Below are 12,613 nucleotides of genomic sequence, written 5' to 3'. Positions count from 1 at the left end.
CGGCCGGATGACTACGGAACATGAACTAACTCACAATCTATGTTTGATTGTGAGTTTATTCTTGCCCGTTTGTGTCCGGTTGTCAAGTGGGTGTGTGTCTGGGTCGTTGCTAACCGTTGAGTTTTGTGGTGTTCTGGAAGTCACACCATCAAATGCTCTGTGAGACGGGACAACACCACCATGGCCTCTGACACTGTCGACACTGTATCCACGTCCATCAAGGGAACCGGTGTCGTCGCCGGTATCGCCTACGCCCCCGCAATCTGGGTCCACGCGCGCCCTGAACTGCCCGAATCCGGCGGCACCGTCGCCGAAGACGCTCGTGACGCCGAGTTCGAACGCTTCACCGTCGCGGCCGACAATGTCGCGCAGCGCCTGGAAGAACGCGCCGGCACCGTCGACGGCGCCGCCGCCGAAGTTCTCAAAGCCACCGCCGGCATGGTCAAAGACCGCGGCTGGCGCAAGGCCGCCAAGAAGAACATCGCATCCGGGCACCCCGCCGACTACGCCACCGTCGCCGCCACCCAGAAATTCGTCGAGATGTTTGAGGCCGCCGGCGGTCTCATGGCCGAGCGCACCACCGACCTCAAGGACATCCGCGACCGCGTCATCGCCGAACTGCGCGGCGAGGAGGAGCCCGGCCTGCCGAACATCACCTCCGAGAAGGTCCTGTTCGCCGATGACCTTTCCCCGGCGGACACCGCCACGCTCAACCCTGAGCTCGTCGTGGCGCTGGTCACCGAACTCGGCGGCCCCACCAGCCACACCGCCATCATCGCCCGCCAGCTCAACGTCCCCTGCATCGTCGCCGCGGGCAAGGCCATCAACGAGATCCCCGCAGGCGAGCCCGTGCTTATCGACGGCGCCAGCGGCACCATCACCCTCGACGCCGACGAAGAGACCTCCCGGGCCGCCGTCGCCTCCTCCCGCGAGCGCGCCGCCATCGTCGCCCAGTGGAAGGGCCCCGCGCAGACCAAGGACGGACACCGCGTGCAGCTGCTGGCCAACGTCGCCGACGGCCAGGCCGCCCGCGTTGCGGCTGACACCCAAGCCGAAGGTATCGGCCTCTACCGCACCGAGATGAGCTTTCTGTCCACCTCCCAGGAACCCAGCGTGGAGGAGCAGGCCGCGGTGTACAAGAAGGTCTTCGATGCCTTCCCCAACTCCAAGGTGGTTATCCGCACCCTCGACGCCGGATCCGACAAGCCCATCGCCTACGCCAACATGGAGCACGAGGACAACCCGGCTCTCGGCGTCCGTGGCCTGCGCATCGCCTGGGGCAACGAAGGAATCATGGTCCGCCAGCTCGACGCTATCGCCCTGGCCGCCGAAGGCCGCGGCGAGGACGCCCCCACGTGGGTCATGGCCCCCATGGTCGCCCGCGAGCGCGAGGCGAAGTGGTTCGCCGAACTCTGCCGCGAGCGCGGTCTGGTGCCCGGCGCCATGATCGAGGTCCCGGCGGCCGCGATCATGGCCGACCGGATCATGCCGCACCTGGACTTCGTGTCCATCGGCACGAATGACCTCACCCAGTACACGATGGCCGCTGACCGGCTCTCGCCGTCCCTGGCCTACCTCACCGACCCGTGGCAGCCGGCCGTGCTGCGCCTGGTGAAGGAAACCTGCCGCGTCGGCGAGCTCACCCAGACCCCCGTCGGAGTGTGCGGCGAGGCTGCTGCCGACCCGAAGCTGGCGTGCGTGCTCACCGGACTGGGGGTTACCTCCCTGTCCGCCGCATCCACCGCCGTAGCAGGTGTCGGCGCGCAGTTGGCTGACCTCGACCTGGCGCAGTGCCAGGAGGTTGCGGAAGCGGTACTCGACGCCTCCGGCGCGACGCGGGCCCGGGAGATCGCCGCCGAGATGATTCTCGGCTGACCTGGATAAACGAGCGCCGGGGAGTGCGCCGCTGCGGACACCCCCGCGCTTTGTCATGGTCTCAAAAGCCCGCCCCCGGGCGGGTTTTTTTGGGTGTGATACGCGGCGCTGGTTTCCACGAACACCCGCTCGCGCAGAGCAGAGACAAAAGAATTGGGGGCTGCGGGATCGGTGATGACCACGTCGATGTCGTCGATGCCTGCGAAGCTGACGAGGTAGTCGGTGCCGAGTTTCGTGGAGTCGCACAGGACGACGACGTTGTGTGCGTTAGTCACCATGGCGGATTTGATGGCCGCCTCCTGTGCATCAGCGGTGGACAGACCATGATCCAGGGTCAGGGCGTTGGTGCCGATGAAGGCGACGTCGGCACGCATCAGTGCCAGGGTGCGCAGTGCGGTATCACCGACGACAGCCTGCGTGATCGCACGCACAGAGCCGCCGAGCAGCTGCACCTCCGGCAGGCCGCGGGTGGCGAGGTTGAGAGAGATCGGCAGACTGTTGGTCACGATTGACCACTGGTTCGCGTTCGGCTGCTCAGCGATAAGGTCAGCGAGCGTGCCGATGGTTGAGCCGGAGTCGAGGAACAGCCCGCCGTGGGGTTCGGGGAGGAAACGCAGCGCGGCACGGGCGATAGCGGACTTGGCGGAGGGTGCAGAACGGAAACGGGCATCGAGGGAGAACTCGGTGGTCTGGAACGTCTGGCTGGCGACTGCGCCGCCGTGGACGCGGTGCACCACACCTTCACGGTCGAGGACCGCGAGGTCTCGGCGAATGGTCTCGGCGGTCACGTCAAAGCGCTGGGCCAACTCAGTGACGTTGACCCGGCCCTCGACGGCGGTGAGGGAGGCGATCTGGCGACGCCGCTCCTCTGCGTACATGCTGCACTCCTACTGGTGTCCGACACCCAACACGATGGAAACCGGACACGTGTTTGCCCGTTTCCGCCATTGTTGCAAACATCGCGGGGTTAGGAGGCGTATCTACCCGTTGTACAGCACGAACGGGGGAGAGCAATTCGCCGGAAAAGGAAGCGCGCCCGACGTCCGATGCCCCTGTGACATGCCCGTTCAGGTGGGAAGGTGTCTAGATCGCCGAACGGGGATGTCCGAAGTGGCGGGGGTGGCTGGGGGCGGGGCTTAAAGCTTGCGGAACACCGAGACGATCTTGCCCATGATCTCCGCCTTCTCGCCGGGGATCGGCGCGAAGTCCTCGTTGTGGGGCAGAAGCCACACGCCGGAGGAATCCTTGTGGAACTCCTTCGCGGTTGCCTCCCCGTCGATGAGGGCGGCGACAAACTCTCCCTGTTCAGCCACCGGCTGGGAGCGAACAACAACCCAGTCGCCGTGCAGGATGCCGGCATCCTTCATGGACTCCCCGTCGATCTGCAGCATAAACAGCTCACCATCGCCAACCAGATGCGCCGGCATCGGGTAGTACTCCTCGACTTCTTGTTCAGCGAGGATCGGAGAGCCAGCGGCGATGCGGCCCAGCACCGGGATGAAGTTGGCGGGGCTGGCATCCTCCGGGGTCTCCACCTGCTTCGGAGCGGCCTTGCGGCCCGGCTTCTTGGCGGTGTCGGTGGACGGCAATGTGCGCACGTCGACAGCGCGGGGCTTATTGGGGTCGCGGCGCAGGAAGCCCTTCTTCTCCAGCTGCTTGAGCTGGTAGGCGACCGAGGAGGTCGACTGAAGCCCAGCGGCGTCACCGATCTCACGGATGCTCGGCGGGTAGCCCCGCAACACAACGGCGTCACGGATGACTTCCAGGATTCGTCGCTGGCGGTCGGACAGGGTCGCCAGGTCAGGCTTCCCGGTGGGGTTGGTCATTGTCTCGCTCCTAGGTTCTCGTGCGGTTGTCGAGGAGTTCTTGTGCGGTGTTCGAATGGTTTGCCCTCAGTGTGCCATTCACCTGATACATGTCTACCACGAACTGGTACGGATGTTCGAGCGAAACGACTCACGGCTGGACAAACTTTCGAAGCGGTGCTATAAATCGAACATAGCATCTACTTCGAACAAGTGAACGGTATTGATGTTCGAGCGTGTCGGATGCATTCGATACTCTCACATCAGTCAACGAAAGGACAGCACCATGACCATCCACCTTAACCACTCCCATGCAGGTCGCCACATGGAGGAGCAGGCTCGTCCGCGTGTTAGTGCCCCGGCAGTCTGGGAGCCCTCCGGCTTCCGGGAAGGTTCGGCCGCCGAGCGTGGTGTTCGAACCCTGCGGCCCTCAGATCGAACGCAGCACCGAGATATCGGCGTGCTGCCCCCACGATCGGCCGCCACGTGGGAGGACCGGGCACGCAAGCGCCGCGATACCTGGCGCACCTACCTCATCGGAGCATTGTTCGGCGCTGCCCTTATCGGTGCCTCCGCGCTGGGCGATAACGGCGAGCAGGCTGTGACGCCAGAGCAGATCGCAACCTCGCCCGTCGATGTGAGAGATGCCCGCTAGTCCTAACCGGGGGAGGGGAGAGTACTGGGGTGCGGGGGTAGGATCGGCCAGTAGTTTTGTTGGTCGATCCCAGAAAGGCGTTGACGGCTCACGTGTACTGCCCGTTTTGCCATCATGATCACTCGCGGGTGATTGATTCGCGCATCATCGATTCCGGGGCCTCCATCCGGCGGCGCCGGGAGTGCACGAAATGCGAGGGTCGATTCACCACGATCGAAAAGGCCATCCTGCTGGTGATCAAGCGTAATGGAGTCACCGAGCCCTTCAGCCGAGACAAGGTGGTCCTCGGTGTGCGCCGTGCGTGCCAGGGGCGGGATGTCTCGGACGACGCCCTCAAGCGCTTGGCACAGGAAGTGGAGGAAGCCGTACGCTCGCACGGCAGCTCCCAGGTCAACGCAAACGACATCGGCCTGGCGATCCTGGAGCCGCTGCGCGCGCTCGATGAGGTGGCGTACCTGCGCTTCGCCTCCGTGTACAAGTCTTTCGAATCCGCTGAGGACTTCGAGTCGGAAATCCGTCTCATGCGACGCCGTGCCCGGGAGGAGCAAGCCGTCCTCGAAGGCTAAAGGTCAGCGCAGCTTGTCCACTGCCTTCTGGATCCGGCGTAGGGAGATCGGTCGCGCCGTGCCCAACCGCTGCGCGAAGAGACTGACGCGCAGTTCCTCAATCATCCAGCGGATGTCCTTGACCTCGCGGGTTTTCTCCCGGCCCGCCGGCAGTTTCGCCAGACGCAACTGCAGATAGGACTGGGCCTCCTCGACCTCGTCCTGGCGGTCGGCATCCTTATCGGGGTCCTGCGCCATCTCTTCCAATCGGATGCGCATGGCCTGCAGATAACGCGGCAGGTGCCGGAGCTGTCCTGTCCCGTGTACCGTGACGGCGTTGCGTGGCAGGAGGAAACCCAGCTGCGCCTTCATATCGTCGATCGCGTCGCCGCTCCAGGCGTTGAGCTCCTCGGCCACAGACTGGTATTCGATGAGCGCCGGAGCGAGTGATACCACGGTGCGGCGCACCATGCCGGGTACCTCCGGGGAGACCTTCTTGCGCAGTACCTCGAACTCTTCCGGGTCACGCACCGGCCCGCCGTGGACGAGCATGAGGTCGCGGGTGGCGGCGACGCGGGCGTCCTCCACCAGGCCAGCGGCCCCACCGTGTGGATAGTGATCCACGGCGACGCGCTGCTGCAATGGCAGGCCCTTGGTCATTTGCCCGGCATTGACGGAGATCTCCCGCAGCAGCAGGGTGAGGGTAGCGGTAAGCATGGAGGCGTCGGCCGCGGCCTTGGTCGGGTGGACGCGGATCTCCACGCCGTCCTTGGTGGCCACGAGCGCCGGGTAAGCGGTCACCTCATGGCCGTCGACGACGGTGCTCACTTCCTCAGCGACGGTGCCCAGTGAATCAGCCGTCCACTTCGGCACGGCCTTTAACTCCGAGGAGCGTGAGACCTTACTCACTGAGGAGGTGATCGAACCGGCTTGGCGCTTGATGAGTGCGCCGAGGTCCTTGTCGGCGTCAATGACTTTGCCGCGTTTATCCACGGCGCCGTAGGTCATCTTCAGATGAGGCGGCAGCGCGGCAGGACGGAAGTCTTCCGCCATGATGTGGCGCCCGCCCATGGAATGCAGCACCTGTGTGAACTGCTCCACCAGGGATCCCTCATAAGGGATGAGGCGGCTCAGCGCGCGGCGGGCGACATCCGGCGCGGGCACCACCGCGCGGCGTTTGTCTTTCGGCAGGGTGCGGATGAGCTCGGTGAGTAGTTCCTCGCGCAGGCCGGGGACGAGCCAGTCGAATCCCTCGCGGTCGATGCCCGCCAAAAGCGGAACGGGCACGAGGATGGTCACGCCGTCCTGCGGGTGGCCGGGCTCGAAACGATAGGCCAGGTCGTAGACTATGCTGCCCTTGCGCCAGCGGTCGGGGAAGGCTTCCTCGGTGATGGCGTCGGCGTCCTCGTCGAGAAGCGTTGCCGGGTCGAAGTCGAGCAGGTCCGGGTTGGTCTGCCGTTCCTTCTTCCACCAGGAATCGAAGTGGCGGCCGGTGGTGATATTCGCGGGCAGGCGGGCGTCGTAGAAGTCGAAAAGTGATTCCTCGTCGATGACCAGCCCGCGGCGGCGGGCCTTCTCTTCGATCTCGGCGGCGGTCTCCAGTTTCTCCACGTTGGAGTGGAAGAAGGTGTGATGCGTCGTCCAATCCCCTTCGATGAGGGCATGCCGGATGAACATGTCGCGGGCGGCCTCCGCGTCGACCCGGTGGTAGGGGACGATGCGGTCGGCGATGATGGTCACGCCGTAGAGGGTCGACTTCTGGTGGGCGATGCCGGAGGCCCGCTTCCGGGACCAGGAGGGCTCGGAATGCTGGTGTTTCAACAGCGGTCCGGCGAGTTTCTCCACCCAGGCGGGTTCAATCTTGGCGACGTCGCGCGCCCACAGCCGGGAGGTCTCCACCAGTTCGGCGGCCATGAGGAACTCCGGGGGCTTCTTCGCCAGGGAGGAACCTGGAAAGACCATGAAGCGGGTGCCGCGGGCCCCCTTGAATTCACGGGTGTTGCCGTCGCGGGCACCGATGTGAGAGAGCAGACCCGAGAGCAGCGACTGGTGGATGGCATCGGCGTTGCGGTCGCCGGCGACGTCGTGGCGCGAGGACCACCCGAGCTGGCGGGTGACCTCCCGGAGCTGACGAACCAGGTCGTACCACTCGCGAATCCGCATGTAATGGAGGAACTCGGACTTCATGCGGCGTCGAAAAGCATTGCCGGAGAGGTCATCGCGGGACTGGTTGATGTAGTCCCACAGCTTCAGCGAGCTGAGGAAATCACTTGTGGTGTCCTTGAACCGGGCGTGCTTCTGGTCAGCTTGGGCCTGCTGCTCGAGGGGGCGTTCGCGCACGTCCTGGATGGTCATGGCGGCGACGATGACGATGACGGCGTCGAGTTCCCCGAGACGGTTGGCCTCCACCAGCATGCGGGCCATGCGGGGGTCGACGGGAATGCGGGCGATGTCGCGGCCGGTGGGGGTGAGCACCGGCTGGCCGTCGCGTTCCTCGTCGGTCAGCGCCCCGAGCTCATGGAGCAGGAGGAGGCCGTCGCGGATGGCGCGGTTTTCCGGCGCCTGGACGAAGGGGAACTCGGCGATATCACCCAGGCGCATGAGCGCCATCTGCAGGATGACGCTGGCCAGGTTGGTGCGCAGGATCTCGGGGTCGGTGAACTCGGGCCGGGATTCGAAATCCTCCTGCGAGTACAGGCGGATGGCGATGCCGTCGGCGACACGTCCACAGCGCCCCGAACGCTGGTTGGCAGAAGCCTGGGAGATCGGTTCGATGGGCAGGCGCTGGACCTTGTTGCGGGTGGAATACCGGGAGATACGGGCGGTACCGGTGTCCACGACGTAGCGGATGCCGGGCACGGTCAGCGAGGTCTCGGCGATGTTGGTGGACAACACGATGCGCCTGCCGGAGTGGGGCTGGAACACGCGGTGCTGCTCCTGGTTGGACAGGCGGCCGAACAGCGGGGTGACCTCCACGCCCTTCCACTTGCGGCCCTCGATCGCCTCCATGGCATCGCGGATGTCGCGCTCACCGGGGAAGAAACACAGGATATCGCCGGGGCCCTCGAGCATGAGCTCCTCGCACGCCTCGCAGAGGGAGTCGAGCGGATCCTGGTCGATGACCTTGCCCTCGCGTTCGAACTCCATCGGTCGGTAGCGGATCTCCACGGGGAAGGTACGCCCGGAGACCTCGATGATCGGCGCGGGCTCACCGTTTGTATCCGCGAAATGGGAGGCGAAGGACTCCGGATCAATCGTCGCGGAGGTGATAATCACCTTGAGGTCCGGGCGCTTCGGCAGCAGGCGGCGCAGGTAGCCGAGGATGAAGTCGATGTTGAGGGAACGCTCGTGGGCCTCATCGATGATGAGGGTGTCGTAGGCGTTGAGGAAGCGGTCGCGCTGCATCTCGGCGAGCAGGATGCCGTCGGTCATGAGCTTGACGGCGGAGGTGGGGGAGACGCGGTCGTCGAAACGAATGGCGTAGCCGACGGTCTCCCCGATGTCCTGGCCCAACTCCTCGGCGATACGCTCGGCGACGGTGCGGGCCGCCAGGCGACGCGGCTGTGTGTGCCCGATGAGCCCACGGCGGCCCCGACCGAGGTCGAGGCAGATCTTCGGGATCTGCGTCGTCTTACCGGAACCGGTTTCACCGGCGATGATGACGACCTGGTTGTTCTCGATCGCCTCCGCGATATCCTCACGCCGCGCGGAGACAGGCAGGGATTCGGGGTAGGTGATGTCGGGGACGGCGGCGTCGATAAGCATTTGCTTCTCGACGGCGCGCTCCACGTCGGCGGCAATCGCAGCAAGAGCCTGCGGGGCGCGTGCTTTGTGGAGGCGGCGGCGGAAGGCGCGTTCGTCGGCGAGCGAGACCTCGGAGAGGCGGGCGTAAAGATCTTCACGGGTAGTCATGGCTGAGCGTAAATCCTACCGTCTCCAAGGGCGTGGCCTACTGTGGTGCACATGAGCACCCCGAACGACCCCTATGAACCCTATCCCTCCACCCCGCACCCGGAAGATGCCCCCGGCTACGGTCAGCAGCCCTACCAGGGCTACCCGCAGTACGCCGGACAATCGTCGTACGGTGAGCCGCACTACGGTGAGCCGCAGCAGCCTGTCGGCGACGGCAAGGTCCGCCCCATGGAGGCTGTGGGCTGGGCGTTCCGGGCGACGTTCCGCAACTGGCCGGTGTGGATCTTAGGTGCCTTGGCACTGATGGTGCTGATCTTCGTCACCTCCGCTGGCCTGCAGTTCATCGGCGGCGGGAGCGCTGACCCGAGCGCCCCGATGAGCTCGGGCGACATGGTCATTCAGCTGCTGATGGGTGTGATCGGCGTCGTCGTCGGTGTGTTTATCTACAACGGTGTGCTGCGCGAGATCGACAACGACAAGATCGGATACGGCGATTTCGGGAATAACGTCAACTTCTGGCCGACCCTCGGAGTGGTGCTGGTTCTGCAGGTCCTCTCCGGCGTTGCCTTGACGCTGGTGTCGACACCGATCATGGCCACCAGCAATGAGATCGCGATGGAACAGATGGCCTCGCAGGATGAGATGCTCGCAGAGCTAGGCAAGCTGTTTGCCGTGCTCGGTGTGGTCCTGCTGATCACCCTGCTCGTCGTGCCGCTGACAACGTTTATGCCCTGGTTCGCGGCTGACCGCCGCACCGGTTTCGCAGGCGCCTTCGGGGCTGGTTTCCGCGCCGGCGCCCGCAACTACCTGCCGCTGCTGCTGTTCACCTTCGTCGCAGCTATCGCCACGTTCATCCTCACGCTGGTCACATTCGGGCTGGCGGCGATCATCATTGTCCCGGCCTTGACGCTGGCGCAGGGGCACATGTACCGGCAGGCGGCGCAGGGCCAGCTGCCAGCTAGTCCTCCAGTGCCGCCTGGAATGCCGCGGTGAGCAGTTCCCCGAGGATCTCAAAGTCCTCGGAGCGGGAACTGGAATTGCGGGCCACCAGCCCGATCTCGCGCTGAGCGGTGACGTCCGCGGCAAAGGTGGCGATGGCCAGGCCCGGGCGGTGGCACTCGGTGCGCAGCGCGGAGACGGGCACGAGGGTGGCGCCGAGGCCCGCGGCAACGAGCTGCATGATCGTCGTCAGTGAGGAGGCGCGGGTGACGGAATTCGTCGCCTCGGTGGGGTTGAGATCGGCCTGGCGGCACAGGTCGACGATCTGGTCGTGGAGGCAGTGGCCGTCGTCGAGAAGCAGAAGGTCAAGGGCATCGAGGTCGGAGAGGCCGAGATCCTCCCGGCCGGCCAGGGGGTGATCGGCGGGGACGACGACGGCGAAGTCTTCCGTATAGAGGGGGCGTTCAGCGACACCGGTGCTCTCAGAAGGAAGCGCCATCACGGCGAGGTCGATCTGGCCGTCGCGGAGCATCTGGAGCAGGTGGCGGGTCTGGTCTTCGACGATGCGGGGTTCCAGCTCCGGAAACTGCTCGTTGAGCGTGGTGAGCAGGGTCGGCAGGAGGTACGGCGCGATCGTCGGGATGATGCCGATGGTCAGCGGGCCGATGAGGGTGCCGTGCGTGCCGCGGGAGTGGGCGAGGAAGGAGTCGGCGGCGTCTAGTGTGGCCTTGGCGTAGGGGAGGAGTTCCTCGCCGGCGGGGGTGACGATGACGCGGCGGGTGGAGCGCTCGATGAGCTGGATGTCCAGCCCCTGCTCGAGGGCGACGAGTGCCTGGGAGAGCGAGGGCTGGGAGATGCCGAGCTTGGTGGCGGCGGTGCCGAAGTGCTTGTTCTCGGCGATGGTGACGAATGTCCGCAGCTGGGAGAGTGTGGGGCGGTACTCCTTATTGTTCATGCCTATCACTCTACAATATGTGGATTGCAATTGGCTATTGACGCCGCGGGGATTTGGGGGCATAATGGTTGGTGGCTTCGGAAAGGTGCAATAGTAAGACCTTTCCGTGACGGCCGTCACATCCCCCACTTTTTCTGAGGAGATATTCGCATGGCAATCATGACCGTTGGAGAGAAGTTCCCCGAGTTCGAGCTGCTCGCCCTCAAGGGCGGCAACCTGTCTGAGGCAAACGCCCAGCAGCCGGACGATTACTTCGAGACCGTCTCCCTGGACACCTACCCGGGCAAGTGGAAGGTCGTCTTCTTCTACCCGAAGGACTTCACCTTCGTCTGCCCGACCGAGATCGCCGCTTTCGGCAAGCTCGACGAGGAGTTCCAGGACCGCGACACCCAGATCCTCGGCGGTTCCGTCGACAACGAGTTCTCCCACTTCAACTGGCGTGCCACCAACGAAGAGCTGAAGGACGTTCCGTTCCCGATGTTCTCCGACATCAAGCACGAGCTGATCCGCGCCCTCGGCGTCGAGAACAAGGACGGCGTCGCTGACCGCGCCACCTTCATCATCGACCCGGACGGCATCATCCAGTTCGTCTCCGTCACCCCGGACGCCGTCGGCCGCAACGTCGACGAGGTCCTGCGCGTCCTCGACGCCCTGCAGTCCGAAGAGGTCTGCGCTTGCAACTGGCAGGCCAACGACCCCACCAAGAACATCAACAAGATGGACGTCGTTCAGGAGTCGCTTAAGTAATGTCGATCGATAACCTGCGTGGCGCGCTGCCCGAGTACGCCAAGGACCAGAAGCTCAACCTGGGTTCCCTGACCCGTTCCACCGAGCTTTCCGAGCAGCAGCTGTGGGGCACCCTCGTTGCCTCCGCTGCCGCCACCCGCAACGACACCGTCTTCTCCGAGATTGCCGAGGAGGCCAAGGAGCACCTCAGCGATGAGGCTTTCGAGGCTGCTCTCGGTTCCGCGACCGTCATGGCCATGAACAACGTGGCCTACCGTGCCCGCCACTTCCTGGGTGATGATTACTCCCAGGTCAAGATGGGTCTGCGCATGAACATCATCGGCAAGCCCGGTGTGGAGAAGGTCGACTTCGAGCTGTGGTCCCTCGCCGTCTCCACCATCAACGGTTGTGAGAACTGCGTTGTCGCCCACGCGAACACCGTCCGTGAGGAGGGTCTGACCAAGGAGCAGATCTGGGAGGCCGTCAAGGTCGCCGCAGTCGTCGAGGCTGTTGCTCAGACTGTTCAGATTGAGGCAGCTCGCTAGGCTTTTGCTTATCGACGCCCCCCACGTCCAAGCCCCGCGCCGTCTGGTGCGGGGCTTGCGTCGTTGCGGGGGACAGGATCAGGTGGCGGGGATGTTGAGCTCGGCGAGGTCAATGCCGTTGGCGTCATCGAGTTCAATCTCCCAGCGGAGTACGCCGTCTTCCTCATCGAGCTCAGCCTCGTCGAGCACTCCGTCCGGGATCTGCTCGAGTGCCTGGCGGATGGCCTCGGCGGCGGTGACGGTGGCGGCGTGGGCCTCGGCGACATCCTCGGGGTCGCTCTCCCGCTCCTCCTCGCGGACGGTGCCGTCTGCGTCGACCTCCAGCTCGATGACCTGGTCGCCGACCACGACGTCGATGTCGTAAGCCACCCGGCCATCCTCGCGATCGATGTCGGTGATGATGCCGCCTGCGTGCGCGGCGAGCACTGCATCAATGGCGGCGAAGACCGGGTCCTCGCCGGTGGCCGGGGCGGGATCCTGAGCCTGGGTGGTCTCAGCCGGAGTCTGGGTGGCGGCCTGTGCGGTGGCCTGCGCGGTGGTGGTCTCGGTGACCGTGGTAGTGGTGTTCTCGGAATCGGTACAGCCCGTGAGAGCGAGGGCGGCGATCCCGGTGAGGGCCAGCGCGGCGCGGTTCTTCATGGTGTTCTCCTTGGTGA

The 12,613-nt window shown here is 64.9% G+C and carries 11 protein-coding genes; 6 read left to right on the top strand and 5 right to left on the bottom strand.

The genetic code is table 11. From position 1 onward, the window contains the following. The first annotated feature begins 180 nt into the window (after nucleotides 1–180). Complete coding sequence (gene ptsP, locus Q4G50_RS05770; RefSeq protein ID WP_303376699.1) at nucleotides 181–1,875, top strand: phosphoenolpyruvate--protein phosphotransferase; 1,695 nt, start codon at nucleotides 181–183, stop codon at nucleotides 1,873–1,875. Nucleotides 1,876–1,928: 53 nt separating this feature from the next. Here the strand turns inward: ptsP and Q4G50_RS05765 are convergent, their stop codons facing one another. Beyond that, a complete protein-coding gene (locus Q4G50_RS05765) occupies nucleotides 1,929–2,753 on the bottom strand; it encodes a DeoR/GlpR family DNA-binding transcription regulator (protein WP_303376698.1) in 825 nt (274 codons plus the stop codon). A gap of 258 nt (nucleotides 2,754–3,011) precedes the next feature. Next, nucleotides 3,012–3,701, bottom strand: coding sequence for a transcriptional repressor LexA (gene lexA / locus Q4G50_RS05760; protein WP_303376697.1), 690 nt, complete (start codon nucleotides 3,699–3,701; stop codon nucleotides 3,012–3,014). Between the two features lie 265 nt (nucleotides 3,702–3,966). Between lexA and Q4G50_RS05755 the strand changes: the two genes are divergently transcribed. After that, on the top strand, nucleotides 3,967–4,335 hold the full coding sequence (locus tag Q4G50_RS05755; protein ID WP_303376696.1) for a hypothetical protein: 369 nt from the start codon (nucleotides 3,967–3,969) through the stop codon (nucleotides 4,333–4,335). Between the two features lie 92 nt (nucleotides 4,336–4,427). Next, nucleotides 4,428–4,901, top strand: a complete 474-nt coding sequence (gene nrdR, locus Q4G50_RS05750) for a transcriptional regulator NrdR (protein ID WP_303376695.1) — start codon at nucleotides 4,428–4,430, stop codon at nucleotides 4,899–4,901. 3 nt (nucleotides 4,902–4,904) lie between these two features. On the opposite strand, the gene hrpA is transcribed toward nrdR, so the two are convergent. After that, complete coding sequence (hrpA, locus tag Q4G50_RS05745; RefSeq protein ID WP_303376694.1) at nucleotides 4,905–8,792, bottom strand: ATP-dependent RNA helicase HrpA; 3,888 nt, start codon at nucleotides 8,790–8,792, stop codon at nucleotides 4,905–4,907. Between the two features lie 51 nt (nucleotides 8,793–8,843). Between hrpA and Q4G50_RS05740 the strand changes: the two genes are divergently transcribed. After that, complete coding sequence (locus Q4G50_RS05740; protein WP_303376693.1) at nucleotides 8,844–9,785, top strand: hypothetical protein; 942 nt, start codon at nucleotides 8,844–8,846, stop codon at nucleotides 9,783–9,785. Here Q4G50_RS05740 and Q4G50_RS05735 read toward each other — a convergent pair. Further along, on the bottom strand, nucleotides 9,751–10,686 hold the full coding sequence (locus Q4G50_RS05735; protein WP_303376692.1) for a hydrogen peroxide-inducible genes activator: 936 nt from the start codon (nucleotides 10,684–10,686) through the stop codon (nucleotides 9,751–9,753). The two genes, Q4G50_RS05740 and Q4G50_RS05735, sit on opposite strands and share 35 nt — an antisense overlap. Before the next feature lie 150 nt (nucleotides 10,687–10,836). On the opposite strand from Q4G50_RS05735, the gene Q4G50_RS05730 reads away from it, so the two are divergent. Both Q4G50_RS05730 and Q4G50_RS05725 read left to right on the top strand, forming a co-directional pair. Further along, a complete protein-coding gene (locus Q4G50_RS05730) occupies nucleotides 10,837–11,433 on the top strand; it encodes a peroxiredoxin (RefSeq protein ID WP_303376691.1) in 597 nt (198 codons plus the stop codon). After that, nucleotides 11,433–11,957 carry a carboxymuconolactone decarboxylase family protein gene (locus Q4G50_RS05725; RefSeq protein ID WP_303376690.1) on the top strand — a complete coding sequence of 175 codons (525 nt, stop codon included), beginning with the start codon at nucleotides 11,433–11,435 and terminating at the stop codon, nucleotides 11,955–11,957. Before Q4G50_RS05730 ends, Q4G50_RS05725 begins: the two co-directional genes overlap by 1 nt. 78 nt (nucleotides 11,958–12,035) lie before the next feature. Here the strand turns inward: Q4G50_RS05725 and Q4G50_RS05720 are convergent. Further along, the coding region (locus Q4G50_RS05720) for a PepSY domain-containing protein (RefSeq protein WP_368660624.1) at nucleotides 12,036–12,613 on the bottom strand (578 nt) is incomplete at its 5' end.

It is taken from the genome of Corynebacterium sp., from assembly GCF_030538285.1.
Taxonomy (GTDB): Bacteria; Actinomycetota; Actinomycetes; order Mycobacteriales; family Mycobacteriaceae; genus Corynebacterium.
Note: the sequence above shows the minus strand (reverse complement) of the source record. Positions and strands in the feature narration are given on the sequence as shown.